The organism is Streptomyces sp. NPDC090032, from assembly GCF_044748025.1.
Classification (GTDB): Bacteria; Actinomycetota; Actinomycetes; order Streptomycetales; family Streptomycetaceae; genus Streptomyces.
Genome location: NZ_JBIVFF010000006.1, coordinates 408,025 through 434,714 on the forward strand (window position 1 = coordinate 408,025; position 26,690 = coordinate 434,714).

Sequence of the window (26,690 nt, forward strand, 5' to 3'; positions counted from 1 at the left end):
ACCAACCTCGGATTGGTCCATGGGTCAGATCTCAGCCGCCCCCGCCGCGCGGCGACGCATCGTCTGGACGGCGGCCGCGCTCGTGGCCCTGGTCCTGGCGGTCCTGTTCAGCCTCGCCGTGGGCGCCCGCGCGATCGCCCCGTCGGCGGTCCTCGACGCGCTCGTGCACGGCGGTCACAGCGACGACGCCGAGGTGGTCAGGGGCCTGCGGCTGCCGCGCACTCTCGTGGGCCTGATGGTCGGCGCCGCGCTCGCTCTCGCCGGGACGGTCCTCCAGGGCATCACCCGCAATCCGATCGCCGACCCCGGGATCCTCGGCATCAGCCAGGGCGCGTCCGTCGGTGTCGTCCTGGCGATCGCGTTCGCCGGGATCCACACGCTCACCGGCTACGTCTGGTTCGCGTTCGCGGGCGCCGCGCTCGCGTCCGTCGCCGTCTACGCCATCGCCTCCAGCGGGCGCGGTGGCGCGACGCCGGTGAAGCTCGCGCTCGGGGGCGCCGCGATCAACGCGCTCCTGGTCTCCGTCACCACGGCTGTCCTCACCACGAAGGCGTCCGCCATGGACGAGTTCAGGTTCTGGCAGGTGGGTTCGCTGTCCGGCAGGGACGCCCACATCGTGGGCCAGACATGGCCGTTCCTCGTCGTGGGTGTGGTCCTCGTGCTGTCCGTCGCGCGCGGTCTGGACGCGCTCGCGCTCGGCGAGGACGTCGCCAAGGGGCTCGGCCGGCGGGTCGCGAGCGTACGGATCGTCGGGGGGCTCGGCGCGACGGTCCTCACCGGCGTCGGCGTGGCCGCCGCCGGGCCGATCGCCTTCATCGGCCTGGCCGTCCCGCACATAGCCCGCGCCGTCGTGGGCAGCGACCACCGCTGGGTCCTGCCGATGGCGGCTCTCATCGGCCCCGTCATGCTCCTCGTCTCCGACACCGTGGGCCGCGTCGTCTTCCCGCCGAGCGAGGTCCCCGCGGGCGTGATGACCGCGCTGATCGGGGTCCCGTTCCTCGTCACCCTGGTCCGGCGCAAGGCGGTCCCCGCATGAGTACGACCACCGCGCCCCGGGTCCGCCCCGCCGGGTACTCCGTCGTCCGCGCGGGACGCGCCCGCTTCCTGCTGCACCGCAGGGCCGCCGTCGTCGCCGTGTCCCTCGTGGTCCTCCTCGCCGCCGCCTGCCTCGCCTACCTGTGCGTCGGCGAGTCCTTCATCGCCCCGGCCGAGGTGCTCAAGGTCATCACCGGCCGGCCGTCCGCGGACGAACTCGTCGTCGGCACGCTGCGCGCCCCCCGCATGGTCGTCGGGCTCCTCGTCGGCGCCGCGTTCGGTGTCGCGGGCGCCCTCATCCAGACCGTCGCCCGCAACCCCCTCGCGTCCCCCGACATCATCGGCATCAGCCAGGGCGCGAGCGCGCTGACGGTCGGCGCGATGACGTTCGGCGTCACGTCGTACGCGGTCCTGCCCTACCTCTCCGTACTCGGCGGGCTCCTCGCGGCGCTCCTCGTGTACGCGTTCGCCTGGCGCGGCGGGCTGCACGCGACGCGCTTCGTCCTCATCGGCATCGGCTTCGCCATCGCGCTGCGGTCGGTGACGACGCTCTTCATGACGAAGGGCGACTACCTCGTGGCCCAGCAGGCGCAGATCTGGATGACGGGCTCGCTCAACGGCCGCGGCTGGGCGGAGGCCGCCCCGCTCGGCTGGACCCTCCTCGTCCTCGTCCCGTTCGTGGCGTGGGCCGCGCGCGCCCAGCGCTCCGTCTCCCTGGACGACGACACGGCGACCGCGCTCGGTGTCCGTCTCGGCCGCGTGCGCCTCGGCCTCGTCCTGCTCGGCGTCGTCCTCGCGTCCGTCGCGACCGGTGCCGCCGGACCCGTCGACTTCGTCGCGCTGCTGGCCCCGCAGATCGCCCGCCGTGTGATCCGCACCGCGCAGATCCCGCTGCTGTGTTCGGCGCTCCTGGGCGCGTTCATCGTCGTCGTGGCCGACCTGCTGGCCCGGCGTCTGTTCTCCCCCACCGAACTGCCGGTGGGTGTCCTCACGGCCGCCGTCGGGGCGCCGTACCTGATCTGGCTCATCATCCGCAGCCGCACGGGAGGAAACCGGTGACCCGGCTCAGCACCAGCGCGCTCACCCTCGCCTACGAGGACCGCACCGTCGTCCACGACCTCGACCTCGCCGTCCCCGACGGCCGCGTGACGGTGATCGTCGGACCGAACGCCTGCGGCAAGTCGACGACACTGCGCGCCCTCGGCCGGCTCCTCAAGCCGAAGAGCGGCTCCGTGCTCCTCGACGGCGAAGCGCTCACCAAGCTGCCCACCAAGCAGATCGCCCAGCGGATCGGGCTGCTGCCGCAGACGCCCGTGGCGCCCGAGGCGATCACCGTCGCCGACCTCGTGGCCCGCGGCCGCCAGCCCCACCAGCGCTGGTGGCAGCAGTGGTCCGACGCCGACGAGCGCGCCGTCACCGAGGCCATGGAACGCACCGACGTGGCGGCCCTCGCGGAGCGCTCCGTCGACGAGCTGTCCGGCGGCCAGCGCCAGCGCGTGTGGATCGCCATGGCGCTCGCCCAGGAGACCGAACTGCTGCTCCTCGACGAGCCGACGACGTATCTCGACATCGCCCACCAGGTCGAAGTCCTCGATCTCGTACGCCAGTTGAACCACGACAAGGGCCGTACCGTCGTCCTCGTCCTGCACGACCTCAACCAGGCGGCGCGTTACGCCGACCACCTCGTGGCCATGAAGTCCGGCCGCATCGTCGCCGAGGGCCCGCCCGCCGAGGTCGTCACGGCGGACCTCGTACGGGAGGTGTTCGGCCTGGACTGCGTGGTCGTCCCCGACCCCGTGACCGGCTCCCCGCTGATCGTGCCCGGCGCGCCCTGGCAGGCCGACGCCCGGTCCGGCGAGCGCGTCGGCGCCCCGTCCGACTCCCTCTCCCGGAAGGCAGCCTCATGATCCGCAGCGACCACCGCGCCCTCACCGCCGGAGCGCTCGTCCTGACCGGCGCCCTGGCCCTGACCGCCTGCGGCTCGTCCGGCGGGGACTCCGGCTCCGACGCGGCCGGCTCGAACTCCCGCAAGACGCACACCGTCAGTACGGCGATGGGCGCCGTGAAGGTGCCCGAGCACCCCACGCGCGTCGTCGTCCTGGACACCGGCGAGCTCGACTCCGCGCTCACCCTCGGCGTGAAGCCCGTCGGCGCGACCCACGCGGCGACGGAGGAGGGCTTCCCCTCGTACCTGCCCGGAGACGAGGTGAAGGGCATCAAGGAGGTCGGCGAGATCGCCAACCCCGACATGGAGGCCGTCGCCGCCCTCAAGCCCGACCTCATCCTCACCAGCAAGGTCCGCGACGGCGCGCGCTACAAGCAGCTCAGCGCCATCGCGCCGACCGTGATGACGGAGTCCACCGGCACCGCCTGGAAGGAGAACTTCCAGGTCCACGCCGACGCGCTCGGCAGGAAGGCCGAGGCGAAGAAGGTCGTCGCCGACTACGACGCGCACGTCGCGAAGGTGACCACCGCGATCGGCGGCAAGGAGAAGGCCGCCGAGACGGACGTCAACTTCGTCCGCTTCGTCGAGGGCGCCGACATCCGCATCTACGGCAAGCAGAACTACATCGGTTCGATCCTCGCCGACCTGGGCGTGGGCCGCCCCGCCGTCACCGACAAGGCCAAGGACGGGTTCTCGTACGACGTGAGCCCCGAGAAGATCGACCTCGCGGACGCGGACGTCGTCTTCACCTCGACCTACGGCGACCCGGGCAAGGCCAAGGCGACCCGGACGATGCAGAGCGGCCTGTGGAAGAGCCTCAAGGCGTCCAGGGACGGCAAGGTCTTCCAGGTCGACGACAACCTGTGGATCGCGGGCATCGGCTACACCGCCGCGCACCAGATCCTCGACGAGTTCCAGAAGGACCTGACCGCGTAACAGGCCCTGACCGCGTAACAGGCTCCTCTCTTACGGCCGTTGCCGCTGCGATCTCCACACCACGAAGAGCGCGGAGGCGACGGCCGCCCCCCGCACCACCCACGGCCACGTCTCGCCGATCGCGTCGCTCATGTGCCCCTGCGCGATCGGCTCGCCCCACCGCCCAGTGTTACGGCCCCACAGCCACACGAGCCCGGCCGTCACCGCGAGTCCCGGCAGCCACAGCACGGCCGCCTTCGACTCGCCCTCGCTCAGACGCCGCGACGCGTACGCGATGATCCAGCCGAGGCCCAGCGCGAACCAGTTGCCCAGGATCGCGCCGGCCACGAGGAGCGCGGCGGCGAGCAGCAGGAGCGGGTTGGACCAGCCGCCGGGCAGGGCCGGGAGGCGGCCGCGACGCCCTGAGGACGCCTCGCCCCGGCCCTTGCGCCAGCCCTTCCCAGTGCCCTTCTCCGTACCCTCCTCAGCGCCTGCCTCCGTGCCCGTATCCGGTTCGCCGTCCGGGAGTTCCTCCTCCGTGCGGGCCTCGGCCTTGCGTGCCTTGGGGACGTGCGGGCCGTCCTTGCCCGGCGGCCTGAGTATCTCCGGGATCTCCACGCCGCCCACGAACCCCGGCACGCTGTCCGCGACGCCGAACGGGCTGCTGTCCACCCGCCACCAGTCCGGCTCCGGGCCCTGCTCCCCCAGCTCGTCCGTCCCGGCCAGATGCGGCGGCGACGGCACGTCCCGCAGTTCTTCGTCCTCCCGCGGCTCCGGGCGCGGGCCCGGCACGATCCTGCGAAAGCCCTTCGGGCGCGGCTCCTTGGGCCGCTGCTCCTTCGACCTCTGCACGGGAACCGCCGCCCGCGGCGCCTCCGGTACCGCCGAACGTCCGCCGGCGCCCGCCCCCGTCACCACGTCGTCCGGCGTGCCGAGGCGCTCCAGGATCCGCCGCACCGCGGCCGGGCTGTCCACCGTCGTTTTCGCGCGCCGCGCCTCGATCTCGTTGCGCAGCTCCGACACCAGGCGCATCCGGGTGCCTGAGGGCAGCTGACGCTGCTGGGCCAGGTCGCCGACCCGGCTCAGATAGTCGAAGACGAGCTGATCGCTCTCGATCCCCACGAAGTCCCCTCCGGGGTGGTGGTGTTGACGGTTCGTTCACCCGTTTTACGACGTTACCGTGCCCGGCCCGGCACCGGGGGCCTCTTCCGGGCCCAGCGGGGCCGCCGCCCGCCGGGCCGGTCAGGCGCTACCGTGGCCCGGATGAGCACTCACGAGCCGGACCGCGCCGCCGAGGACGGGAGCGGGGCGGGGAGTAGCGCCCCCCGGTCCCTCGCCGAGGCGTTGCGCGCCCGCGACGACGCCTCCCTCGGCGCACTCCTGCGCGCCCGCCCCGATCTGCTCAACCCCGTCCCGGGCGACCTCACGCAGCTGGCGACCCGCGCGGGCACCCGCGCCTCCGTGATCCGCGCCCTCGAACACCTGGACCGCTTCACGCTCCAGACCGCGCAGGCGCTGGCCGTCGCCCCGGACCCCACCACGTACGACACCCTCCTCGCCCTGCTCGCCGGGGACGAAGGCAGCGACGAGGGCGCCGACGCCCGTACCGTCTTCACGGCGCTGCCGCACGCCGTGGCCGCCCTGCGCGAACAGGCCCTGCTCTGGGGGCCCGACGGCCAACTCCGCCTCGTCCGCACCGCCCGTGAGCTGCTCGCCCCCGCGCCCCAGCGGCCCTCCCCCACCGGCCTCGGCCCGACGGTCGCCGAAACCACCGCCGGTATGTCCCCCGGCCGGCTCCAGGAGATCGTGACGGCCGCGGGCCTGCCCTCCACGCACGACCCGGTGTCCGCCGTCGCCTCGCTGACCGCGCTCTTCACCGACCGGTCCCGGATGTCCGCGCTCCTCGACGAGGCGCCCGCCGACGCCGTCGAGGTCCTTTCCCGGCTCGTCTGGGGCCCGCCGTTCGGCCAGGTCACCGCCGAACCCGCCGCCCACCTGCGCTGGCTCCTCGACCGCGGGCTCCTCCTGCCGACCGCCCCCGGCACGGTCGTACTGCCCCGCGAGGCCGCCCTCCACCTGCGCGGCGGACGCGCCCACCGCGCCCTGGAACCCGTACCCCCGGCCGTCGCCCCGGCCGCCACCCATCGTGCCGCCGTCGTGAACGCGACCGCCGCCGGGCAGGCCTACACCGCGCTCGCCACCGTCGAGGAGTTGCTCAAGGACTGGGACGAGGGCGGGCCCGCCGTTCTGCGTGCGGGCGGGCTCAGCATGCGGGACCTCAAGCGCACCGCCGCCGCCCTCGACACCACCGAGCCCCTCGCCGCGTTCTGGGTCGAACTCGCCTACGCCGCCGGGCTCATCGCGTCCGACGGCGAGGCCGACGAGCAGTACGCCGCGACGCCCGCGTACGACACGTGGCTGGAGCTGCCGGCCGCCGAGCGCTGGGCGCGGCTCGTCGCCGTCTGGCTGCCCGCCACCCGTACGGCCGGGCTCGTCGCCGGTCGCGACGGCGCTGCCGCCGTCTCCTCCGCCGGGCGCACCCTGTCCGCGCTCGGGCCCCACCTCGACCGCTCGGCCGCTCCCGAGGTCCGCCGCCGCGTGCTCGCGCTCCTCGCCGGGCTCCCCGAGGGCGCCTCCCCCGATCCCGAGACCCTCCTCGCCCGGCTGCGCTGGGAGCGGCCCCTGCGCACCGCCGCCACGTCGTCCGACGACGCCGGTGACCCCGAGGACCTGCGCGCCCGCATCGCCCGGTGGACCCTCACGGAGGCGGAACTGCTCGGCGTCACGGGGCGGGGGGCGTTGTCGGAGCACGGCCGGGCGCTCCTGGACGACGGTGCTCAGACTCCTCCCGCGGAGGCCGCCGCTGTCGCTCTCCTCGCTCCCCTTCTGCCCGAGCCGCTGAACCACGTCCTTCTTCAGGCGGATCTGACCGCCGTGGCGCCCGGGCCCCTGGAGCGGCCTCTCGCCGAGGCGCTCTCCGTCCTCGCCGACGTGGAGTCCAAGGGCGGGGCGACCGTCTACCGGTTCACTCCCGGGTCCGTGCGGCGCGCCCTCGACGCCGGGCGTACCGCCTCCGACCTGCACGACTTCCTGACCACGCACTCCCGTACGCCCGTGCCGCAGCCCCTCGCGTATCTCATCGACGACGTGGCCCGTAAGCACGGGCATCTGCGCATCGGCGCCGCCTCCGCGTACGTGCGCTGCGACGACGACGTCCTCCTCGGCGAGATCCTCGCCGACAAGCGGTCGGCCGCCCTGCGTCTGCGACGGCTCTCGCCGACCGTCCTCGCCGCGCAGGCCGATCCCTCGGCGCTGCTGGAGGGCCTGCGGCAGATGGGGTTCGCGCCCGCCGCGGAGACCCCCGAGGGCGATGTGCTGATCACGCGTGCCCACGCCCGCCGCACTCCGCCGCGCAGCGCCCCCGAGCCCGTCCCGGAGGGACCGCCGGTTCCGGACGGCACGCTCCTGACCGCCGCGGTGCGCGCGATCCGCGCGGGTGACCTCGCCTCCACGACCCCGCGCAAGCACGCGCCGGGCGAGCAGAGCGGGGCGCTTCCCCGTACCAGCGCGGCGGACACGCTGGCCACGATGCAGGCGGCCGTCCTGACCGGTGAGGCCGTGTGGATCGGCTATGTGAACGCGGAGGGCTCCGCCAGCCAGCGCGTCATCGCCCCGATCCGGGTCGAGGGCGGGTTCGTCACCGCGTACGACCACACCGCGGACGAGGTCCGGACGTATCCGCTGCACCGGGTGACCGGGGTGGCCGAGCTGGAGGGCGAGGCCTGACGCCGCTGGGCGGTCCCCGCCTCCCCTTCCGTGCGTACGCGGTTCGTACGCGCCATGCGGCACACTGGACGTTTGGCCCCGCGCCTCGCGGAGCGCGGTGGAAGGGATAGACGTGAACGGACCGCTCATCGTCCAGAGTGACAAGACGCTGCTCCTGGAGGTCGACCACGACCAGGCCGACGCCTGCCGTCGCGCCATCGCTCCCTTCGCCGAGCTGGAGCGCGCCCCGGAGCACATCCACACCTACCGGCTGACGCCGCTGGGGCTGTGGAACGCACGGGCGGCCGGCCATGACGCCGAGCAGGTCGTGGACGCCCTCGTCGAGTACAGCCGCTACCCCGTCCCGCACGCGCTGCTGGTCGACATCGCCGAGACCATGGACCGGTACGGGCGCCTGACGCTGTCCAAGCACCCGGCGCACGGCCTCGTCCTGACCACCACGGACCGGCCGGTCCTCGAGGAGATCCTCCGCTCCAAGCGGGTGGCCCCGCTGGTCGGCGTCCGCATCGACGCCGACAGCGTCGCCGTGCACCCCTCGGAGCGCGGCCAGATCAAGCAGACGCTCCTCAAGCTGGGGTGGCCCGCCGAGGACCTCGCCGGTTACGTGGACGGCGAGGCGCACCAGATCGATCTCGCGGAGGACGGGTGGGCGCTGCGTCCGTACCAGAAGCAGGCCGTCGAGGGCTTCTGGCACGGCGGGTCCGGTGTGGTCGTGCTGCCCTGTGGCGCCGGCAAGACGCTGGTGGGCGCCGGTGCGATGGCCGAGGCCAAGGCCACGACGCTCATCCTCGTCACCAACACGGTCTCCGCCCGGCAGTGGAAGCACGAGCTGGTCAAGCGGACGAGCCTGACCGAGGACGAGATCGGCGAGTACAGCGGGACGCGGAAGGAGATCCGGCCCGTCACCATCGCCACGTATCAGGTGCTGACCACGAAGCGGAAGGGCATCTATCCGCATCTGGAGCTCTTCGACTCCCGTGACTGGGGGCTCGTGATCTATGACGAGGTGCATCTGCTGCCCGCGCCCGTCTTCAAGTTCACCGCCGACCTCCAGGCCCGCCGGCGCCTCGGCCTGACCGCGACGCTGGTGCGTGAGGACGGGCGCGAGTCGGACGTCTTCTCGCTGATCGGCCCCAAGCGCTTCGACGCTCCGTGGAAGGAGATCGAGGCCCAGGGCTACATCGCGCCCGCCGACTGTGTCGAGGTGCGCGTCAATCTGACCGACGGCGAGCGGCTCGCCTACGCGACCGCGGAGGCCGAGGAGAAGTACCGCTTCTGTGCCACCACCGCGACGAAGCGGAAGGTGACGGAGGCGCTGGTGAAGAAGTTCGCCGGGCAGCAGATCCTCGTCATCGGTCAGTACATCGACCAGCTCGACGAGCTGGGCGAGCATCTGAACGCCCCGGTGATCAAGGGCGAGACGACGAACAAGGAGCGGGAGCGGCTCTTCGACGCGTTCCGCGAGGGCGAGCTGAGCGTCCTCGTCGTCTCCAAGGTCGCGAACTTCTCGATCGACCTGCCGGAGGCGACGGTCGCGATCCAGGTCTCGGGCACCTTCGGATCCAGGCAGGAGGAGGCCCAGCGCCTCGGCCGCGTGCTGCGCCCGAAGGCGGACGGTCACCAGGCGCACTTCTACTCGGTCGTCGCCCGCGACACGATCGACCAGGACTTCGCCGCCCACCGCCAGCGCTTCCTCGCCGAGCAGGGTTACGCGTACCGCATCGTGGACGCGGACGAACTCCTCGCGGGTGAGCAGGGCAGCTGACCCTCGGCGACAGGGCCCGTCCACCGGGTGTGGACGGGCCCTGTCGCTCATTCCTGGCTGCCCATTCCTGGTTACTCGTTCCTACGACTGCGGCCGGAAGTTCCTCAGGCGCAGGCTGTTGCCCACCACGAACACCGACGAGAACGCCATCGCCGCACCCGCGATCATCGGGTTCAGCAGGCCCGCCGCGGCCAGCGGCAGCGCGCCGACGTTGTAGGCGAACGCCCAGAACAGGTTGGTGCGGATCGTCCCCAGCGTCCGCCGGGACAGCCGGATCGCGTCCGCCGCCGCCCTCAGGTCGCCGCGCACCAGGGTCAGGTCACCGGCCTCCATCGCCGCGTCCGTGCCGGTGCCCATCGCGAGCCCCAGGTCGGCCTGCGCCAGGGCCGCCGCGTCGTTGACGCCGTCGCCGACCATGGCCACGGAACGCCCTTCGCCCTGAAGCCTCTTGACCACGTCGACCTTGTCCTGCGGCATGACCTCCGCGATCACCTCGTCGATGCCGACCTCGGCGGCCACCGAGCGCGCTACGGCTTCGTTGTCGCCGGTGAGGAGGATGGGCGTCAGGCCGAGGGCCCGCAGTCGCCGTACCGCCTCCGCGCTGGTCTCCTTCACCGCGTCCGCGACTTCGAGGACCGCCCTGGCCTGACCGTCCCAGGCCACCGCGACGGCCGTACGCCCTGCCGCCTCGGCCTCCGCCTCGGCGCGCTCCAGCTCCACCGGAAGCCGGATCTCCCACTCCTTCAGCAGCTTCTCGCGGCCGACGAGTACGGCGTGGCCGTCGACGACGCCCTGCACGCCGAGCCCCGGGAGGTTGGCGAAGTCCTCGACGACGCCGAGCTCGCCCACCTTCTCGCGGGCTCCGTCGGTGACGGCCCGCGCGATCGGGTGCTCCGAGGAGTGCTCCAACGCCCCGGCGACACGCAGGACTTCACTCACGTCCGTGCCGTCCGCCACGTGCGTGGCGAGCAGCGTCATCCGGCCGGTCGTGACGGTGCCGGTCTTGTCCAGGACGATCGTGTCGACCGCGCGCGTGGTCTCCAGGACCTCCGGGCCCTTGATGAGGATGCCGAGCTGCGCGCCGCGCCCCGTGCCGACCATCAAGGCCGCCGGGGTGGCCAGGCCCAGGGCGCACGGGCAGGCGATGATGAGGACGGCGACGGCCGCGGTGAAGGCGGCCGTGATCCCGGCGCCGTTGCCGAGCCAGAAGCCGAGCGTGGCCAGCGCGAGCCCGATGACGACCGGCACGAACACGGCGGATATGCGGTCGGCGAGGCGCTGCGCGGCTGCCTTGCCGTTCTGCGCGTCCTCCACCAGGCGTGCCATACGGGCGAGTTGGGTGTCGGCGCCGACGCGGGTGGCCTCGACGACGAGGCGTCCGCCGACGTTGAGCGTCGCGCCGGTGACGGCGTCCCCGACGGCGACCTCCACGGGCACGGACTCACCGGTCAGCATCGAGGCGTCGACGGCGGAGGCGCCCTCGACCACGGCGCCGTCGGTGGCGATCTTCTCGCCGGGCCGTACGAGGAACCGGTCGCCGACCTTCAACTCGGCCACGGGAACGGTCTCTTCACGCCCGCCCTCACGCACCAGCGTGACGTCCTTGGCGCCGAGTTCGAGCAGCGCCTTGAGTGCCGCGCCGGCCTTCCGCTTGGACCTGGCCTCGAAGTAGCGCCCGGCGAGGATGAAGGCGGTGACTCCGGCGGCGGCCTCCAGGTAGATGTTCCCGGCGCCGTCGCTGCGGGCGATGGTCAGCTCGAAGGCGTGTGTCATGCCGGGCATGCCGGCCGTTCCGAAGAAGAGTGCCCACACCGACCAGAGGAACGCGGCGGACGTCCCGACGGAGATGAGCGTGTCCATCGTCGCGGCGCCGTGCCGGGCGTTCGTGACGGCGGCCTTGTGGAAGGGCCAGGCCGCGTACGTCACTACAGGCGCCGTCAGCGTGAGGGACAGCCACTGCCAGTACGTGAACTGGAGGGCGGGAATCATCGCCATCGCCACGACGGGCACGGCGAGCGCCACGGCGGTGATCAGCCGCTGCCGGAGCGGCGCGAGCACGTCGGCCGACGCGTCCGACTCCGCCTCCTGCGCCCCGTCCGCCTTCCCCTCGGCGGCCCTCGGCGGCTCCTGGGCCGTGTATCCGGTGGCCTCGACCGTGGCGATCAGGTCGGCCACCGCCACCCCGTCGGCGAAGGTGACCTTCGCCTTCTCCGTCGCGTAGTTGACGGTCGCCGCCACGCCGTCCATCCGGTTCAGCTTCTTCTCGATCCGGGCGGCGCACGAGGCGCAGGTCATGCCGCCGATGGCGAGTTCCACCTCTGCCGCCTGGGCGGCAGAGGGCGCGGTGGCGGCGGCGGTGGCTGGATGCGCCGACATGAGGCCTCCTCGGTTGCGGTCCGGCTCGGTACCTGGGGTGGGTATCGCTTACGAGATCCAATCTATACCCATGGGGGGTATCCGGCGCAAGCGTTCCCGACGCTTGACTTGATACCCCCTAGGGGTATGGTCGGGCTATCGGCTATCGGCCACCGGACACCGCACCAGGAGCCGTCATGGTCGCCCTGCGGTCCGGCGACCTCGCGTACCTGCACGTGCACCCGAACCAGGGCGGGCCCGGACCGGAGGTGTCGTTCACCGCGACGGCGCCCAGCATCGGGACGTACCGCCTCTTCCTGGACTTCAAGCACAACGGCACGGTGCGGACGGCGGAATTCACGGTGCACGCCGGGCAGAGTTCGGGTGATCATTCCGAGGAGCACGGCCACTGACCGCCTGTCGGTTGACCGTCTGTCGGCGCGGGCCGTCTGCGCGTAGGCTGACCTATTGGACTAGACCTCTATGGCCTGTTGTGACACCTGTGGTGACGACAGGCCCGGGGCCCGGCCGCCACCGCATCCGCACCCGCCTTCGCAACCGACAAAGGGGTCCCATGAGCAAGCGTGCAGTCCTGGAGGTGATCGCGCTCGGTGCCGAGGACGCCGTCGCGGCCCAGGCAGGAGGGGCCGACCGCCTTGAGCTGGTCACCGACATGGCGGCCGACGGGCTCACCCCGCCGCGCGAGACGTTCGGCCGGATCCGCGCGGCCGTCGGCATCTCGCTGCGGGTCATGATCCGGCTCGCGGACGGTTTCGCCGCGGGCGACGTGGACGCGCTGGCGCAGGCCGCGCGGGGGCTGCGCGCGGAGGGCGCCGACGAGTTCGTGCTCGGGTTCCTCGACCCGGCGGGCGGCCCCGACCTGACGGCGGTCGAACGGATCACGGCGGAGCTGGACGGCTGCCGCTGGACCTTCCACCGCGCGATCGACCGGGCCGCGGACCGCGACGCCCTGCGCAAGCAGCTCGCCCACGCGCCGGGCCTCGACACGTACCTGACGGCGGGCTCGCCGGACGGCGTGGACGCCGGGCTCGACGTCCTGACGGCGGAGGCGGCCCGCTCGGGCGAACCCGGCTACGAGCAGCGGATCCTGGTCGGCGGCGGCCTCCGCCTCGACCACCTGCCGCGCCTGAAGGCGGCGGGCATCGACGCCTTCCACATCGGCGGCGCGGCCCGCCCCCAGGGCTGGACGGCCCCGGTGTCGGCGGACGCGGTCCGCACGTGGCGCGAGGCGGTCGACGCCGGGGCGTAGGCGGGCGTCACCCCGCCGGCCGCTCCGGCAGCCCGGCGGCGTGCACCACGACCAGACCGAGGCGTAGGCCCTGCCGGCCTGAGGACCGTCACCCCGCCAGCTGCTCCGGCAGCTCCGCGGCGTGGACCACGACCAGACCGGAGACGGCCCGGGTCAGCGCCACGTACAGACGCCGCAGTCCGGTGCGCTCGTCGGGTTCGCCGTCGACCACGGCGGCGGGCTCGTCGAGGACCACGTAGTCGTATTCGAGGCCCTTCGCGAGCGAGGCCGGTACGAGGGTGAGGCGGGTCTGCGCGGTGGTCTCCTCGCCGGGGCCCAGGTAAGTGATCCCGGCATCGGCGAGGGCCGACGCCAGGGCCGGGACGCGGGCGTCGGCGGCGATGAGGCCCACGGACCCCTCCCGCTCCAGCGCCTCGGCGCACGCGGCGAGCACGTCGTCGGCCCCGTTCGCCGCCTCCCTGACCTCGAAGGCGCCGGGGTTCTCACGCACGGACGAGACGGGCGCGAGTCCGGGCGCGATGTGGGGCAGCAGCCGGGACGCGTACGCGATGACGTCGCGCGGCACGCGGAACCCGACGGTCAGTTCCTCGACCACGGCCTCCTCCTTGCCGAGGTGCCGCAGCGCCTCGGCCCAGCTGCGCGTCGCCCAGGGCGTCGTGCCCTGCGCGAGGTCGCCGAGGACGGTGGCGGACCCGGTGGTGCAGCGCCGCCCGACGGCCCGGTACTGCATGGGCGAGAGGTCCTGCGCCTCGTCGAGCACCACATGCCCGAGGGAGTGCGTGCGGGCGACGAGATCGGTGACCTCGTCGATCAGCACGGCGTCGGCGGAGGACCACTTGGCGGCCCGCACGCTGCGCGCCGGCCGCTCCCACAGCACGCACTTCTGCTCGTCCTCGCTCAGCACGCCCTCCGCGTGCTCGGCGAGGAATTCGGCGTCGGACAGCAGCCGCAGTACGAGTTTCGCGGGATCGACGGCGGGCCAGAGGACCTTCACGGCGGCCTTGACGGCCGCGTTCCTGGCCACGGCGTCCTGCACACGGTCGTCGGGCGCCTCGCCCGACCGCTCCATCTGTACGAGGACGGCGTGGGCGATGCGCTGCGGAAGGGCGTCACGGGCGGCGCCGTACCGCATGTCGCGCGCCATCAACTCCCGCACGATCTCCTCCAGTTCGTACGCGGGCACCCGCCACCGCCGGGACCCGCGCACGACCACGACGGACTCCACGGGCAGGGTGATGTGCGAGCGCACGGCCCGCCGCAGGACCTCGGCCATCCGCGCGTCACCCTTGACCACGGCGGCGTCGGCGGCGTCGGCGCCCCGCACCTCCACGTGGGCGACGAGGTCGTCGACGGTGGCCTGCTTGACCTCCAACTCGCCCAGCGCGGGCAGCACTTGCTCGATGTAGTGGAGGAAGGACCGGTTCGGCCCGATGACGAGCGTCCCGGTACGGGCGAGCCGATCGCGGTGTGCGTACAGGAGATAGGCGACGCGGTGGAGGCCGACGGCCGTCTTACCGGTACCGGGCCCTCCCTGGACGCACACGGACCCCGAGAGCCCGCTCCTGACGATCTCGTCCTGCTCGGGCTGGATCGTGGCGACGATGTCGCGCATGGGCCCGACGCGGGGGCGCTCGATCTCGGCCTGGAGCAGCGCGCTCACGACCTCGGTCTCGGCGGGATCCGACAGCCGCTCGTCCTCGTACGCGGTGAGGTCCCCGCCCGTGTACCCGAACCGCCGGCGCAGCCCGACGTCCATCGGGTCCTTCTTCGAGGCGCGGTAGAAGGGCTGCGAGACGGGGGCGCGCCAGTCGATGACCATCGGGTCGCCGACCGCGTCGTGAACATGCCGCCGCCCGATGTAGAACCGCTCCCCCTCGGCCCCTTCCGCCTGGTCGGCGCCGGGGGCGTGCAGGTAGTCGAGCCGCCCGAAGAACAGCGGGGTGTGCGACAGATCGGCCAGGGCCTTGATCCGGTCGTCGATCTGGCGCTGCAGGACGGCGGCGTTCACCCAGTTCGCGGTGACGTCGGCGATGTCCAGGGACTCCACGTCCTCGCGCATGGCGCGCAGGGCGGCACGGGACGACGTGAGGTGGGCGCGCTCACGGGAGAGCGGGTCGTCGAGGGACACGGGCACTGCCTCCGGGCTCCGGGGGTCGGTTACACACGGCGGCCGACCGGTTTCCGTCCGGCCGACGGCGCTCCACGGAGGGAGGCGGGAAAGGCGGACCACCTTACTCCCGCCCCGGCACACGTCCAACAGATTTAAACCCCGGCGGGGCCCTAGGGGACGACCGGATTCAAACCTCGGCGGGCCCTAGGGGCGGCTTCACCCCCAGGACGCACCCCCGCTCCCGCAACCTACAACTCCGGACCGATGTGCGCGGAATGCCCGTATTCCACTATGGAGGCATGACGACCATGACCTTCACCCACGGTGCCACCGCGGTCACGGAGACCCACCACCCCCACCGCCTGGGAAACGCGCTGCGAGCCGCCAAGGTCATCGTGACCTCGGCGCTCGGCGTGATCCTTCTGGGCGAGTACGACGAGGAGGCCGGCGTGCAGCGACGATCATCCGAGTACGGCCCAAGTCCGGGCGGGACCCACAGGGTCTGAGTACGGGCGCCCGAGCCCCGGCGGGAACCACAGGGTCTGAGTACGGCCCGAGCCCGGACAGCCCCGCAGGGTCTAGGGTCGCCGCATGCAGGACGACCTGAGGACAGCGTGGGCGCAGACCCTGCGCACAGCACGGACCGAAGCCGGCGCGACGGATCCCACCAGCCCGGAGACCGGCCCGGAGGCCACCCCTGAGACCAACCCGGAGGCCTTCGCGGACAACCTCCTGGCCCGCTGGTCGGAGCCACAGCGCCGCTACCACACGACGACGCACCTCAAGGCGGTCCTGGACCACATCGACGTACTGGAGGACCACGCCGAGGACCCGGAGCTGGTCCGCCTCGCGGCCTGGTTCCACGACGCGGTGTACCTGCCCGAGCGCTCGGCGAACGAGGAACGCTCGGCGCGGCTGGCGGAACGGGCCCTGGCGGAAGCGGGCCTCGCGGACCGGCAGATCGACGAGGTGAGCCGCCTGGTCCTGCTCACGGTGGACCACGACCCGGCCGAGGACGACCACAACGGCGAGGTCCTGTGCGACGCGGACCTGGCGATCCTGGCGGCGGCGCCGGACGCGTACGCGGCCTACGCGGCGGCGGTCCGGGAGGAGTACGGCTTCGTACCCGACGAACCGTTCCGCGACGGCCGCGCCGCCGTTCTGCGCCAACTCCTCGCCCTGCCACGTCTGTTCCGCACCCCGTACGGCGCCGCGCACTGGGAGGAGCCGGCCCGCGAGAACCTCAATGCGGAGTTGGCCCTGCTGACACCTCAAACCGGTTGATCGGCGCAAGCGGCTGTCGCATCCTCGGCCCATGACACTCTTCACCATCGCGGGCGCCCGCGTACGCCTGCACGAACTGTCCCTGGAAGCGGCCAGGGACCTGCACGAGGACAGCGGATCGGGCGGCTTCGCCTGGCTGGACGGCGACGCACCGGAAGGCACCCGGACCGGCTCCGGGATCACGGTGAGTGCGCACGCGGCGGGCACCTACCGCGAGGGCTGGGGAACGTACGCGATCGTGCGGAGCGAGGACGGACGCGCGGTGGGCGGGATCGGCTTCCACAGCACGCCGGACGAGAAGGGCCGCGTCGAGATCGGCTACGACGTGACGGAGGGGGCGCGCGGCCGGGGCTACGCGACGGAGGCGGTGCGGGCGATAGCGGCGTGGGCGCTGTCGCAGCCGGGCGTCACGGCGGTGACGGCGAACACGGACCTGGACAACGGACCGTCCCAACGGGTCCTGGAGCGGGCCGGATTCGTCCGGATTCCGGCCACTGAGGACCTCTGCGCTTACGAACTGTTGGGAATTTAAGCAATGTTGCGTCGCGTTGTGTCACGTCATGCCTGACTCTGCTCGAAAAGCTCCCGACGACACCGCCGAAGACCCCGAAGGCACTGCCGAAGACCCCGGGAACGTCGCTGCGGACGCCACCGCGGACGCCACCGCGGCTGCCCCCGTGGACGCCCCCACCCGCATGCCCATGGCCGTCTACATTCTGGGCCTGGCGGTGTTCGCGCTCGGCACGTCCGAGTTCATGCTGTCCGGCATCCTGCCCGCCATCGCCGACGACATGGACGTCACGATCCCGCAGGCGGGCCTGCTGATATCGGCGTTCGGGCTCGGCATGGTGGTGGGCGCGCCGCTGCTCGCCGTGGCGACGCTGCGCCTGCCGCGCCGCACCACGCTCATCGCGCTGATCTCGGTGTTCGGCCTGGGCCAGGTCGCGGGCGCGCTGGCGCCGACGTACGCGGTCCTGTTCGCGTCGCGGGTCGTGAGCGCGCTGGCCTGCGCGGGGTTCTGGGCCGTGGGCGCGGCGGTGGCCATCGGCCTGGTGCCGGTGACGCAGCGGGCGCGCGCCATGGCGGTGATGATCGGCGGTCTGTCGATCGCGAACGTGCTGGGTGTCCCGGCGGGCGCGTTCCTCGGTGACGGTCTGGGCTGGCGTGCGGCGTTCTGGGCGGTGGGCGTGGCCTCGGCGATCGCGCTGGTGGGGGTGGTGACGCTGATCCCGCGGATCCCGCTCCCGGCGCAGCGGCCGCAGCCGCGGCGCGAGCTGTCGATCTACCGGGACAGTCAGGTCTGGCTGTCGATCACGGTGACGGCGCTGGCCGCGGGCGGTGTGTTCTGCGCGTTCAGCTATCTGTCGCCGCTGCTCACGGATGTGGCGGGCCTCGCCGAGGGCTGGGTCCCGACGGTGCTCGCGCTCTTCGGTGTCGGGGCGCTGGTGGGTACGACGGTCGGGGGCCGGGTCGCGGACGCGCATCTGTTCGGGGTGCTGCTGAGCGGGATCGCGGCGTCCACGGTGTTCCTGATGGCGCTGGCACTGCTCGGCGGGTCCGCGGTGGCGGCGGTGGTGCTGTCGTTCCTGCTGGGCTTCTCGGCGTTCTACACGGCGCCGGCGCTGAACGCCCGCATGTTCAACGTGGCGGGCGCGGCCCCCACGCTCGCGGGCGCGACGACGACGGCGGCGTTCAACCTGGGCAACACGGGCGGCCCGTGGCTCGGCGGCGCGGTGATCGACGCGGGGCTCGGCTACCCGGCGACGGCGTGGGCGGGCGCCGCGATGACGGTGACGGCGATCGGCGCGACGGCGGTGTCACTGCGCCTGCACCGGTCGACCTCGAAGGTGATCGCCTCGTCCGTCCTCAAGGATGTCAAGGACCCCAAGGACCCCAAGGACCTCAACTCCCCGCCGCAGGGCGCCCCTTCGGCCTCCGCAGCCCCGCCTCGGTGAGTCTGCGCACCAGCTCCTTCGAGCCGATCTCCACGGCCCCGGACCGCACCGCGTCCTCGTAGCGGTGCGACGGCAGGTCGTAGTGGTCGCGCTCGAAGGCGCGGGGCGGGACGCCGAGCCGCTCGGCGAAGAGGTGGAGCTCGCCGAAGGAGACGTCGCTGACCAGGTGGGACCACATGCGCCCGTGCCCCGGCCAGGTCGGCGGATCGATGTAGACGGTCATCGCGCGACGGTGCCGAGGGACCCCACGGGCGCCACCACCACGCCCGCCTCGCTGCACACCCAGTGCGGGTCGGGGCCCAACTCCGGTTCCACATCGAGGGCATGGGGTTCGCCGGAGCCGCACACCGGGCACAGAGGCCAGCGGCCGTTGCGTTCGAGGAGTCCGTCCTGGACGTCCTGCGCGACGAGCCCGGCGACGTAGTCGACCCCTTCCGGCCACTGCTCGACCCACCAGCGGCGGTGCGCTATCGAGTCCTCGACCAGGGACACGACGTCGGCGTGGGCGACCTCGCCGGATCCGAGGTCGGCGAGTACGAGGGCGCGGGCCGCGTGCAGTGCCTGCTCGAGGGGGCTGATCTCCATGTAGCCATTGTGCTCCCTCGGCGTACGCACCCACCTACCCCTCGGCACAGCCGAAGGGCCCGGGCGGACGTGCCGTACAGCACAGCCGAAGGACTCTTGACGCCGCACCCCCCTGAAAATATCTTTCAAATGTGACCAGCAACGTGAAGGAAATTTTCGCAGGCGACGCGCCGCCCGCCCCGGCCGCCCTCGCGGCCAAGGTGCGCACCCTCGCGCCGTCGATGACCCGCTCCATGCAGCGGGTCGCCGAGGCCGTCGCCGGTGACCCGGCCGGCTGCGCGGCCCTCACGGTCACCGGCCTGGCCGAACTCACCGGCACCAGCGAGGCGACGGTGGTCCGCACCGCCCGCCTCCTCGGCTACCCCGGATACCGGGACCTGCGCCTCGCCCTCGCCGGGCTCGCCGCCCAGCAGCAGTCGGGCCGCGCCCCCGCCGTCACCGCGGACATAGCGGTCGACGACCCCATCGCCGACGTCGTCGCGAAGCTCGCGTACGACGAGCAGCAGACCCTCGCCGACACCGCGGCCGGACTCGACACCGTGCAGCTCGGCGCGGCCGTGAACGCGCTGGCCGGCGCCCGCCGCATCGACATCTACGGCATCGGCGCGTCCAGCCTCGTCGGCCAGGACCTCGCCCAGAAGCTCCTGCGCATCGGCCTGATCGCGCACGCCCACGGCGACCCGCACCTGGCGATCACCAACGCCGTGCAGCTGCGCGCCAAGGACGTCGCCATCGCCATCACGCACTCGGGATCGACCGGAGACGTGATCGAACCGCTCCGCGTCGCCTTCGAGCACGGGGCCGCCACGATCGCGATCACCGGCCGCCCCGACGGCCCGGTCTCGCAGTACGCCGACCACATACTGACCACGTCCACGGCACGCGAGAGCGAGCTGCGCCCGGCCGCGATGTCGTCCCGTACGAGCCAGCTGCTCGTCGTGGACTGCCTGTTCGTGGGCGTCGCGCAGCGTACGTACGAGACGGCGGCCCCGGCCCTGTCGGCGTCGTACGAGGCGCTCGCGCACCGTCACACACCGCGCGGCTCCCGCTAGGCGACGCGCCCCGCCCTCCCCTGTGACTCCGTGAATCCGTGTATCCGTGAATCCGTGACCCCACCGCCCCACCGCCCCACCGCCGCACCGGAAAGAGCCGCACACGTCATGACCTCCACGACCGACGCCGCCGCCGACAACTACGGCGAACTGCGCGCCCAGCTCGCCACGCTCACCACCGAGGCGTTCCGCCCGGAACTCTCCGAGATCGACCAGCAGTCGACGCTGGAGATCGCGCGGATCATGAACGGCGAGGACGCCAGCGTGCCCACCGCCGTCGCCGAGCAGCTCCCGCAGATCGCCGCCGCGATCGACGGCACGGCCGAGCGGATGGCCCGCGGCGGCCGCCTCGTCTACGCGGGCGCCGGCACGGCCGGCCGGCTCGGCGTCCTGGACGCGTCCGAGTGCCCGCCCACGTTCAACACCGACCCGAGCGAGGTCGTCGGCCTGATCGCGGGCGGCCCGAGCGCCATGGTCAAGGCGGTCGAGGGCGCCGAGGACTCCAAGGAGCTCGCGGCCGAGGACCTGGACGAGCTGGGCCTGACGGCGGACGACGTCGTCGTCGGCATCTCGGCCTCGGGCCGCACCCCGTACGCGATCGGCGCGGTCGAGCACGCGCGCGGCCGGGGCGCCCTCACGATCGGCCTGTCCTGCAACGCGGACAGCGCGCTCGCGGCAGCCGCGGACCACGGCATCGAGGTCGTCGTCGGCCCCGAACTCCTCACCGGCTCGACCCGGCTGAAGGCGGGCACGGCCCAGAAGCTCGTCCTCAACATGCTGTCGACGATCACCATGATCCGGCTCGGCAAGACGTACGGGAACCTGATGGTGGACGTACGCGCCTCGAACGAGAAGCTGCGCGCCCGCTCCCGCCGGATCGTCGCCCTGGCCACCGGCGCGGACGACGACGCCATCGAGGCCGCGCTCGCCGCGACGGACGGAGAGGTGAAGAACGCCATCCTCGTGATCCTCGGCTCGGTCGACGGCCCGACGGCCGCCCGCCTCCTGACCGACAGCAAGGGCCACCTGCGCGCCGCGCTCCAGGCCTCGACCACGACCCCGTAGTCCCGCAGTCCCCTATCGCTCCACCCCCCACGCACAGCAAGGCACCACGACCATGGCTGACTCAAAGAACCGCGCCATCGCCGCCGCGATCCTTCCCCTCGTCGGCGGCGCATCGAACGTCACGTCCGTAGCCCACTGCATGACCCGGCTCCGTCTCGGCCTGGCCGACCGCGCGCTCGTCGACGAGGACGCGCTGAAGGCGCTGCCCGACGTCATGGGCGTGGTCGACGACGAGACGTACCAGATCGTCCTCGGCCCGGGGAAGGTCGCCCGGATCACCCCGGAGTTCGAGGAGCTGGTGGCCGGGGAGCTGGTGGCCGAGGCCAGGCCCGCCGCGCCCGAGCCGCACACCGTGACGGCCGACGAACTCGCCGCTCAGGGCGCCGAGCTGAAGGCGGCCCGGAAGGCGAAGAACGCCACCCCGTTCAAGCTGTTCCTGCGCCGGATCGCGAACATCTTCGTGCCGCTGATCCCGGCGCTGATCGGCTGCGGCATCATCGCCGGCATCAACGGCCTGCTGATCAACCTGCACTGGCTGCCGGGCGTCACCCCCGCCCTGGCCGCCATCGCCTCCGGCTTCATGGCGCTGATCGCGGTGTTCGTCGGCTACAACACGGCGAAGGAGTTCGGCGGTACGCCGATCCTGGGCGGCGCGGTCGCGGCGATCATCGTGTACGCGGGCGTCGCGAACATCGAGGCGTTCGGCCAGAAGCTCTCCCCCGGGCAGGGCGGCGTCCTCGGTGCACTGGGCGCGGCGGTCCTGGCCACGTACGTCGAGAAGTGGTGCAGGAAGTGGGTCCCGGAGGCGATCGACGTCCTCCTCACCCCCACCCTCACCGTCTTGATCTCCGGCCTGGTCACGATCTTCGGCCTGATGTTCGTGGCGGGCGAGATCTCCACGGGCATCGGCACCGCGGCGAACTGGCTCCTGGACAACACGGGCGCGTTCGCGGGCCTGGTCCTCGGCGGCCTGTTCCTCCCCCTGGTCATGCTGGGCCTGCACCAGGCCCTCATCCCCATCCACACCACACTCATCGAGCAGCAGGGCTACACCGTCCTGCTCCCCGTCCTGGCGATGGCGGGCGCGGGCCAGGTCGGCTGCGCGATCGCGGTGTACAAGCGCCTCAAGCACAACAAGTCGATCCGGACGACGATCAAGTCCGCGCTCCCCGCAGGCTTCCTCGGCGTCGGCGAACCCCTGATCTACGGCGTCTCGCTCCCGCTCGGCCGCCCCTTCATCACGGCGTGCGTGGGCGGCGCGGCGGGCGGCGCGTTCGTCGGCTTCTTCTCGATGATCGGCGACAAGGTCGGCTCGACGGCGATCGGCCCCTCGGGCTGGGCCCTGTTCCCCCTCCTCGACGGCAACAAGGGCCTGGGCACGACGGTCTCGATCTACGGCGCGGGCCTGCTGGTCGGCTACATCGTGGGCTTCGCGGCCACGTACTTCTTCGGCTTCAGCAAGCAGATGCTGGTGGATCTGAACGTGGACACTCAGGAAACCGTCGCGGGTTCCCCGGCCGAGCCGCCCTCGGCCACGGAACCGGCCACAGAACCGGCCACGGAACCGGCAAGGGCCTGAAGCCCTTCAGACGTACGCGACCGTCGACTCAGCCGGGAAAGCCGGCCGTGTCGACGGTCGCCGCGAACGGATCCGGCAGCTTGAGGCACTCCCCGAACGGCACCCGCTCGGCATGCCTGTACGCCCCGTTCTGCGGGCCGGTGAACAACGTGGCCGCCGGGCCGTGCTCATCGAAGCGGTCCACGAGCAGATAGACCGGAACCGGGGCATGCGCATAGGCCCACAGCTTCTTGGTGCGGCCGTCCTTGGCGTTGCTCCGCGACGTGTCCAGCTCACGCCATGCCTGGAGCAGGAGGTCCCACGAACGGCGGTCAGGAGCCGTGTCGTGCTCGACCAGTGCTGCGGTCATCGCGGGTCCTTATCTCTTGAAGCCTGCTGAGCCTGCGGCGCGTGAGCGTAGATCGACGAGCCTGCGGTCGTTGACCGCTTTCTGCCAGCGTCCCACGACCGAGCGACCGAGGCGGCGATCCACTCATCGCGGCCTCGCCTGAGCCTGCCGGTTCAGCTCCCGCACCCGTTCCCGGAGCACCTCCCCCGCCTGCGCCTCCCCCACCGCCTCCGGCGGACAGTCCCACTCGCGCCCGCCACCCGGCGGCCGCAACTGCACGTAACCGCCCTCGCGCCCCATGACCTGCCCGACGCGCCCGTCCCGTACGTCGATCACGTACACGCCGACGTTCACACCCCACGCCTGTCGTGCAGTACGGCGACCAGCCGCATCGCCGTATCCAGATTCACGCACCCCAGGTCCACCAGCGGATAGCCGACCTCCCCCGCCGCCGACACGGGGTCGACCCGCAGGGACGGCAACAGCACGCCCAACACCCCCAGTTCGGCCCGCAGTTGCGCGACGGTCTCCTCGACCACCCGAAGCCGCTCCGCGTCCCGCACCACCATCGCCCGCTCCCTCACGTCAAGTTCCGCTTTCACCACCCAGCGTGACGGGAACGGCTCTACGCTTTCCAGAGCCACCGGCCCAACAAACCCCTTTGTTGCTCTGGGAGTCGATGCACGTGACCGGACCGAAGGACCTCGACCCCGCCTCCCGCCGCGTCATGGTCGGCGAGGAACTCCGCCACGCGAGAGAACGGACGGGCCTGACCCAACAGGCCCTGGGCGAGCTGCTGTTCGTGAGCGGGTCGTACGTCGGCCAGATGGAGGCGGGAACGAGACGGATCCTGCCGGACATGGCGGAACGTCTGGACGAGGCGCTGGGGACGGCGGGGTTCTTCGTCCGGCACGGGGCGAAGGCGAACGAGTCGAAGCACCCGGAACACTTCGCGGAGGCGGCCGAGGCGGAGGCCGTCGCGATCGAGATCAGGCAGTACGAGTCGCTGCTGATCCCTGGCCTGCTCCAGACCCCGGCATACGCCCGTGCGGTCTTCCTGGCCTACCAGCCCACGGCCCCGGAAGAGGCGATCGACAAACTGGTGGCGACCCGGATGGAACGAACCCGCCTCCTCGACGATCCAACAAAGCCGTTGTTGTGGGCGGTTCTGGATGAGGCCGCCCTGCGCCGGGAAGTCGGCGGACCTGCAGTGATGGCCGAGGCCCTGCGGCACATCTCGGCACTGATCCGTAGGCGCCGGGTGATTGTTCAGGTGGTGTCGTTCTCTGCGGGGGCGCATGCCTCGATGACCGGCTTCCTCCAGCTACTCCACTTCGCTGATGCACCTCCGCTCGCTTTCATCGAAGCGCCCAGTACGGGCCAGTTGACGGACGATCCGGCCACCGTCGCCCGGCATCAGCTGTCCTACGATCTGCTCAGGGCTGATGCACTCACTCCGAAGCAATCCCTGGCCCTGATCGCAGCAGTGGCGGAGGATTACGCACATGAAGATCACGCCCCCAGAGCTTGACCTCGCCTCAGCCACCTGGCGCAAATCCACGTACAGCGGCGGCGAAGGCGGCAGTTGCCTGGAGGTCACCCACGACCACCCCGGCCTCGTCCCCGTCCGCGACTCCAAGAACCCCGACGGCCCGAAGCTCGTGCTCCGGGCGGAGACCTGGACCGCGTTCATCGCGGATCTCAAGGGAGAGCGCTAGGCACTGCCCGGCGGATCAGGTGACCGCCCCGCGTTGGAATCATTGCCCTGGTCGTGGGGCGGGGCGGGCGTTGGAGCAATCACCGGAAGGCGCTCGACAGAACCCTGTTCCGGGATCCGCACAGGCGCCCCGTGGCGGGACCCGCCGTAGCGGTTCGGGAACCGGAAGACCGTGCATGAGCGCCGCCGCCGCTGGTCATCGGACGGCACGTGGGACAGGATCCCCGATCGGATTCGTTAGAGTAATCACTTGACTGCATGGAGCGACCATGCGCTTGATCGCCCCGCCGGAGGCTTCCGGAGGGGAGGAATGAGGTTGAAGTGAGCCTGACGAGGCCCGAAATCGATTTCCCCATCGGCGATGCCCCTGCCGAGCTGCAGATCGAGGACATCGTCGTGGGAGACGGCCCCGAGGCCAAGCCCGGCGCCATGGCCGAGGTCCACTACGTGGGGGTCAACTTCGAGAGCGGAGAGGAGTTCGACGCCTCCTGGAACCGCGGCCAGACGTTCCGGTTCCCTCTGGGGGGCGGCAGGGTCATCAAGGGCTGGGACCAGGGGGTCGAGGGGATGAAGGTCGGCGGCCGGCGCAAGCTCACCATCCCCTCCCACCTCGCCTACGGCGAGCAGTCCCCCTCCCCGCTGATCCCGGCAGGATCGACGCTCATCTTCGTCGTGGACCTGCTCGACGTCTGAGGCGGACCAGCCGCTGCCCGTTCCCGTGAACAAGGCCAGTAGGTCGACTGGAGCACGGTGAGCGTGGGCTCCACCTCGTGCCGGGCTCACACCGCCCCGACGAAGGACTCGGTCGTTCCCGGGGCGGTCCGACCTGCAAGATCCACCTTGCGGGCGAAGGCGGCCACCGCCCGCCGGCCCTGTTGATCACTCCCGGCCAGTGGGCGACAACCGCAAAGCAGAAGCGGCAGCGGGGCGCCCGCCCGCCTTCCGGCCCACCTGCCGGCCGCCCAGGTCCACGCCCGCGCGGCAGCGCTCCGCGCGGTGCTCCCCCGGATACAGGGCTGAACCGGGCCCAACTGCTGTACCAGAATGGCCACATGAGCCACGACCGCGAACACCCGGACGACGACCGCGTCTTCGTCCGGAGCAGCTGGGGCACGAACCGGTACGTCTACAACCCGCACAACCCCGTCGGCCGCGTCCTCATCGTCGGCTCGCTGCTGTTCGCGGCGGTCGCGCTCTACGCGCTGTACCACCCGGACGTCTTCCGGGGCGGCTGGGACGGTGACGATCTGCGGACCGCGGTGACCGGCGCGACGGCGCAGTTGTCGGCGGACAAGTCCGGGCCGGGGACCGACACCGGGCTGTACGAGGACATCCTGACGCAGGACATCGCGCAGCACGGACAGGGTCCGGAAGACGGCCTCACCGTCACGCTCGCCTCCGACCCGCCCGAATCCACGATCTGGTACGGCGGTACCGAGGACGCCGACTTCTCGGTCAGGGCCCGCGGCACCGACACCGCGTTCTGCCTGCACGTGCATGCGCTGCAGCTGCCGAAGGCGATGGGCTACGACTCCGTGGACTTCACCGTCGACGACGGGACCTGCCCTGGGGAGACCACTGGGGCGCCCTGACGGCGCCCGCGCCGCTCCACATGCGTGCGCGCTGCCCCGCGCGCATTCTGGAGCTATGGCTGACAGCACGTTCTCAAAGATTTCCTGGTCCGAGTTCCGTCCCGACCAGGGGCGGCTGACCGCCGGGGCCGTACTGACCGGCGCCGGGATGCTGGTCGCCGCGGCCGGTGTCGGCGTGCTCGTGTTCGAACTGGTCCGCGCGGGCCGCACCTGGACCGGCAGCTGGGAGGTGCCGCCCACCGAGCTGGCGTCCCGCACCTTCCACCAGGCGCAGACCGCAGCCCAGAGCGCGGCCCATGCCGGCCGCGACGCCTGGACCAGCTACCAGGAGTCGCCGGTCGAGCGCGGCTAG

The 26,690-nt window shown here is 72.1% G+C and carries 27 protein-coding genes and 2 pseudogenes; 21 read left to right on the top strand and 8 right to left on the bottom strand.

Features of this window, described 5'->3' with window-relative positions:
- Nucleotides 1-19 precede the first annotated feature (19 nt).
- The 4 genes from ACIPWY_RS17210 to ACIPWY_RS17225 are packed head-to-tail and all read left to right on the top strand — an operon-like array spanning nt 20 to nt 3,916.
- Nucleotides 20-1,036 (top strand): iron ABC transporter permease, encoded by a 1,017-nt coding sequence (locus tag ACIPWY_RS17210; RefSeq protein ID WP_362898086.1) that lies wholly within the window; start codon nt 20-22, stop codon nt 1,034-1,036.
- Entirely contained in the window at nt 1,033-2,094 is a 1,062-nt protein-coding gene (locus ACIPWY_RS17215) for an iron ABC transporter permease (RefSeq protein ID WP_362898088.1), read from the top strand. Before ACIPWY_RS17210 ends, ACIPWY_RS17215 begins: the two co-directional genes overlap by 4 nt.
- Nucleotides 2,091-2,942 (top strand): ABC transporter ATP-binding protein, encoded by an 852-nt coding sequence (locus ACIPWY_RS17220; protein ID WP_401533706.1) that lies wholly within the window; start codon nt 2,091-2,093, stop codon nt 2,940-2,942. The genes ACIPWY_RS17215 and ACIPWY_RS17220 overlap by 4 nt, the downstream gene beginning before the upstream one ends.
- Nucleotides 2,939-3,916 (top strand): ABC transporter substrate-binding protein, encoded by a 978-nt coding sequence (locus tag ACIPWY_RS17225; protein ID WP_401533709.1) that lies wholly within the window; start codon nt 2,939-2,941, stop codon nt 3,914-3,916. The genes ACIPWY_RS17220 and ACIPWY_RS17225 overlap by 4 nt, the downstream gene beginning before the upstream one ends.
- 30 nt (nt 3,917-3,946) lie before the next feature.
- Here ACIPWY_RS17225 and ACIPWY_RS17230 read toward each other — a convergent pair whose 3' ends face one another.
- Nucleotides 3,947-5,017, bottom strand: coding sequence for a hypothetical protein (locus ACIPWY_RS17230; protein ID WP_401533711.1), 1,071 nt, complete (start codon nt 5,015-5,017; stop codon nt 3,947-3,949).
- 141 nt (nt 5,018-5,158) lie between these two features.
- Between ACIPWY_RS17230 and ACIPWY_RS17235 the strand changes: the two genes are divergently transcribed.
- Nucleotides 5,159-7,681, top strand: coding sequence for a helicase C-terminal domain-containing protein (locus tag ACIPWY_RS17235; protein WP_401533714.1), 2,523 nt, complete (start codon nt 5,159-5,161; stop codon nt 7,679-7,681).
- Nucleotides 7,682-7,793: 112 nt separating this feature from the next.
- A complete protein-coding gene (locus tag ACIPWY_RS17240; RefSeq protein WP_401533716.1) occupies nt 7,794-9,446 on the top strand; it encodes a DNA repair helicase XPB in 1,653 nt (550 codons plus the stop codon).
- Between the two features lie 81 nt (nt 9,447-9,527).
- On the opposite strand, the gene ACIPWY_RS17245 is transcribed toward ACIPWY_RS17240, so the two are convergent.
- Nucleotides 9,528-11,822, bottom strand: a complete 2,295-nt coding sequence (locus tag ACIPWY_RS17245; protein WP_401533718.1) for a heavy metal translocating P-type ATPase — start codon at nt 11,820-11,822, stop codon at nt 9,528-9,530.
- Between the two features lie 176 nt (nt 11,823-11,998).
- Here ACIPWY_RS17245 and ACIPWY_RS17250 point away from each other — a divergent pair.
- Nucleotides 11,999-12,214 (top strand): annotated as a pseudogene (locus ACIPWY_RS17250) (hypothetical protein); the annotation flags it as partial.
- Between the two features lie 161 nt (nt 12,215-12,375).
- Entirely contained in the window at nt 12,376-13,071 is a 696-nt protein-coding gene (locus ACIPWY_RS17255) for a copper homeostasis protein CutC (protein ID WP_401533720.1), read from the top strand.
- Nucleotides 13,072-13,159: 88 nt separating this feature from the next.
- Here ACIPWY_RS17255 and ACIPWY_RS17260 read toward each other — a convergent pair whose 3' ends face one another.
- Nucleotides 13,160-15,199 carry a HelD family protein gene (locus tag ACIPWY_RS17260; protein ID WP_393701370.1) on the bottom strand — a complete coding sequence of 680 codons (2,040 nt, stop codon included), beginning with the start codon at nt 15,197-15,199 and terminating at the stop codon, nt 13,160-13,162.
- Nucleotides 15,200-15,480: 281 nt separating this feature from the next.
- Here ACIPWY_RS17260 and ACIPWY_RS17265 point away from each other — a divergent pair, with 281 nt between their 5' ends.
- From ACIPWY_RS17265 to ACIPWY_RS17280, 4 genes are all read left to right on the top strand, one after another.
- Nucleotides 15,481-15,687, top strand: coding sequence for a hypothetical protein (locus ACIPWY_RS17265; RefSeq protein ID WP_362898105.1), 207 nt, complete (start codon nt 15,481-15,483; stop codon nt 15,685-15,687).
- 85 nt (nt 15,688-15,772) lie between these two features.
- Nucleotides 15,773-16,465 (top strand): hypothetical protein, encoded by a 693-nt coding sequence (locus ACIPWY_RS17270; protein ID WP_362898107.1) that lies wholly within the window; start codon nt 15,773-15,775, stop codon nt 16,463-16,465.
- 31 nt (nt 16,466-16,496) lie between these two features.
- Nucleotides 16,497-16,997 (top strand): GNAT family N-acetyltransferase, encoded by a 501-nt coding sequence (locus ACIPWY_RS17275; RefSeq protein WP_362898109.1) that lies wholly within the window; start codon nt 16,497-16,499, stop codon nt 16,995-16,997.
- A gap of 163 nt (nt 16,998-17,160) precedes the next feature.
- The gene (locus ACIPWY_RS17280; protein WP_362898414.1) at nt 17,161-18,420 is read left to right on the top strand and encodes a Cmx/CmrA family chloramphenicol efflux MFS transporter; all 1,260 of its coding nucleotides are present in this window, start codon (nt 17,161-17,163) and stop codon (nt 18,418-18,420) included.
- On the opposite strand, the gene ACIPWY_RS17285 is transcribed toward ACIPWY_RS17280, so the two are convergent.
- Together ACIPWY_RS17285 and ACIPWY_RS17290 are read right to left on the bottom strand one after the other, a co-directional pair.
- Nucleotides 18,368-18,643 (bottom strand): DUF4031 domain-containing protein, encoded by a 276-nt coding sequence (locus tag ACIPWY_RS17285; RefSeq protein ID WP_362898111.1) that lies wholly within the window; start codon nt 18,641-18,643, stop codon nt 18,368-18,370. The two genes, ACIPWY_RS17280 and ACIPWY_RS17285, sit on opposite strands and share 53 nt — an antisense overlap.
- Nucleotides 18,640-19,005: a hypothetical protein gene (locus ACIPWY_RS17290; protein WP_362898113.1), complete on the bottom strand. Its 366-nt coding sequence runs from the start codon at nt 19,003-19,005 to the stop codon at nt 18,640-18,642. Before ACIPWY_RS17290 ends, ACIPWY_RS17285 begins: the two co-directional genes overlap by 4 nt.
- Nucleotides 19,006-19,136: 131 nt before the next feature.
- Between ACIPWY_RS17290 and ACIPWY_RS17295 the strand changes: the two genes are divergently transcribed.
- The 3 genes from ACIPWY_RS17295 to ACIPWY_RS17305 all read left to right on the top strand — a co-directional run bounded on the left by ACIPWY_RS17295 (nt 19,137) and on the right by ACIPWY_RS17305 (nt 22,701).
- Entirely contained in the window at nt 19,137-20,057 is a 921-nt protein-coding gene (locus tag ACIPWY_RS17295) for a MurR/RpiR family transcriptional regulator (protein ID WP_116512367.1), read from the top strand.
- Between the two features lie 108 nt (nt 20,058-20,165).
- Entirely contained in the window at nt 20,166-21,122 is a 957-nt protein-coding gene (murQ, locus tag ACIPWY_RS17300) for an N-acetylmuramic acid 6-phosphate etherase (protein WP_362898115.1), read from the top strand.
- A gap of 52 nt (nt 21,123-21,174) precedes the next feature.
- Nucleotides 21,175-22,701, top strand: a complete 1,527-nt coding sequence (locus tag ACIPWY_RS17305) for a PTS transporter subunit EIIC (RefSeq protein WP_362898117.1) — start codon at nt 21,175-21,177, stop codon at nt 22,699-22,701.
- A gap of 28 nt (nt 22,702-22,729) precedes the next feature.
- Here ACIPWY_RS17305 and ACIPWY_RS17310 read toward each other — a convergent pair whose 3' ends face one another.
- The 3 genes from ACIPWY_RS17310 to ACIPWY_RS17320 form a co-directional block, all read right to left on the bottom strand.
- A complete protein-coding gene (locus ACIPWY_RS17310) occupies nt 22,730-23,050 on the bottom strand; it encodes a hypothetical protein (RefSeq protein WP_401533726.1) in 321 nt (106 codons plus the stop codon).
- A gap of 123 nt (nt 23,051-23,173) precedes the next feature.
- Nucleotides 23,174-23,383, bottom strand: a complete 210-nt coding sequence (locus ACIPWY_RS17315) for a hypothetical protein (protein ID WP_362898429.1) — start codon at nt 23,381-23,383, stop codon at nt 23,174-23,176.
- Nucleotides 23,380-23,673 carry a hypothetical protein gene (locus ACIPWY_RS17320; protein ID WP_362898121.1) on the bottom strand — a complete coding sequence of 98 codons (294 nt, stop codon included), beginning with the start codon at nt 23,671-23,673 and terminating at the stop codon, nt 23,380-23,382. The genes ACIPWY_RS17315 and ACIPWY_RS17320 overlap by 4 nt, the downstream gene beginning before the upstream one ends.
- Before the next feature lie 41 nt (nt 23,674-23,714).
- Here ACIPWY_RS17320 and ACIPWY_RS17325 point away from each other — a divergent pair, with 41 nt between their 5' ends.
- The 6 genes and pseudogenes from ACIPWY_RS17325 (at nt 23,715) to ACIPWY_RS17350 (ending at nt 26,690) form a co-directional block, all read left to right on the top strand.
- Nucleotides 23,715-24,560, top strand: a complete 846-nt coding sequence (locus ACIPWY_RS17325) for a helix-turn-helix transcriptional regulator (RefSeq protein WP_362898123.1) — start codon at nt 23,715-23,717, stop codon at nt 24,558-24,560.
- Nucleotides 24,535-24,747, top strand: a complete 213-nt coding sequence (locus tag ACIPWY_RS17330; RefSeq protein WP_362898125.1) for a DUF397 domain-containing protein — start codon at nt 24,535-24,537, stop codon at nt 24,745-24,747. Before ACIPWY_RS17325 ends, ACIPWY_RS17330 begins: the two co-directional genes overlap by 26 nt.
- 320 nt (nt 24,748-25,067) lie before the next feature.
- Nucleotides 25,068-25,439 (top strand): FKBP-type peptidyl-prolyl cis-trans isomerase, encoded by a 372-nt coding sequence (locus ACIPWY_RS17335; protein WP_362898126.1) that lies wholly within the window; start codon nt 25,068-25,070, stop codon nt 25,437-25,439.
- A gap of 42 nt (nt 25,440-25,481) precedes the next feature.
- Nucleotides 25,482-25,711, top strand: a pseudogene (locus tag ACIPWY_RS17340) (IS5/IS1182 family transposase); the annotation flags it as partial.
- Nucleotides 25,712-25,798: 87 nt separating this feature from the next.
- Nucleotides 25,799-26,338: a hypothetical protein gene (locus ACIPWY_RS17345; RefSeq protein WP_362898128.1), complete on the top strand. Its 540-nt coding sequence runs from the start codon at nt 25,799-25,801 to the stop codon at nt 26,336-26,338.
- A 55-nt stretch (nt 26,339-26,393) separates the two neighbouring features.
- Complete coding sequence (locus ACIPWY_RS17350; protein ID WP_362898130.1) at nt 26,394-26,690, top strand: hypothetical protein; 297 nt, start codon at nt 26,394-26,396, stop codon at nt 26,688-26,690.

Bases quoted from the DNA above. Each gene is read 5' to 3' on its own strand.
- ACIPWY_RS17275 (WP_362898109.1), top strand. From the start codon at position 16,497: ATGACACTCTTCACCATCGCGGGCGCCCGCGTACGCCTGCACGAACTG.
- ACIPWY_RS17330 (WP_362898125.1), top strand. From the start codon at position 24,535: ATGAAGATCACGCCCCCAGAGCTTGACCTCGCCTCAGCCACCTGGCGC.
- murQ (WP_362898115.1), top strand. From the start codon at position 20,166: ATGACCTCCACGACCGACGCCGCCGCCGACAACTACGGCGAACTGCGC.
- ACIPWY_RS17305 (WP_362898117.1), top strand. From the start codon at position 21,175: ATGGCTGACTCAAAGAACCGCGCCATCGCCGCCGCGATCCTTCCCCTC.
- ACIPWY_RS17290 (WP_362898113.1), bottom strand. From the start codon at position 19,005: ATGGAGATCAGCCCCCTCGAGCAGGCACTGCACGCGGCCCGCGCCCTC.
- ACIPWY_RS17215 (WP_362898088.1), top strand. From the start codon at position 1,033: ATGAGTACGACCACCGCGCCCCGGGTCCGCCCCGCCGGGTACTCCGTC.
- ACIPWY_RS17235 (WP_401533714.1), top strand. From the start codon at position 5,159: ATGAGCACTCACGAGCCGGACCGCGCCGCCGAGGACGGGAGCGGGGCG.
- ACIPWY_RS17350 (WP_362898130.1), top strand. From the start codon at position 26,394: ATGGCTGACAGCACGTTCTCAAAGATTTCCTGGTCCGAGTTCCGTCCC.
- ACIPWY_RS17280 (WP_362898414.1), top strand. From the start codon at position 17,161: ATGCCCATGGCCGTCTACATTCTGGGCCTGGCGGTGTTCGCGCTCGGC.
- ACIPWY_RS17245 (WP_401533718.1), bottom strand. From the start codon at position 11,822: ATGTCGGCGCATCCAGCCACCGCCGCCGCCACCGCGCCCTCTGCCGCC.
- ACIPWY_RS17255 (WP_401533720.1), top strand. From the start codon at position 12,376: ATGAGCAAGCGTGCAGTCCTGGAGGTGATCGCGCTCGGTGCCGAGGAC.
- ACIPWY_RS17345 (WP_362898128.1), top strand. From the start codon at position 25,799: ATGAGCCACGACCGCGAACACCCGGACGACGACCGCGTCTTCGTCCGG.
- ACIPWY_RS17310 (WP_401533726.1), bottom strand. From the start codon at position 23,050: ATGACCGCAGCACTGGTCGAGCACGACACGGCTCCTGACCGCCGTTCG.
- ACIPWY_RS17225 (WP_401533709.1), top strand. From the start codon at position 2,939: ATGATCCGCAGCGACCACCGCGCCCTCACCGCCGGAGCGCTCGTCCTG.
- ACIPWY_RS17265 (WP_362898105.1), top strand. From the start codon at position 15,481: ATGACGACCATGACCTTCACCCACGGTGCCACCGCGGTCACGGAGACC.
- ACIPWY_RS17210 (WP_362898086.1), top strand. From the start codon at position 20: ATGGGTCAGATCTCAGCCGCCCCCGCCGCGCGGCGACGCATCGTCTGG.
- ACIPWY_RS17270 (WP_362898107.1), top strand. From the start codon at position 15,773: ATGCAGGACGACCTGAGGACAGCGTGGGCGCAGACCCTGCGCACAGCA.
- ACIPWY_RS17285 (WP_362898111.1), bottom strand. From the start codon at position 18,643: ATGACCGTCTACATCGATCCGCCGACCTGGCCGGGGCACGGGCGCATG.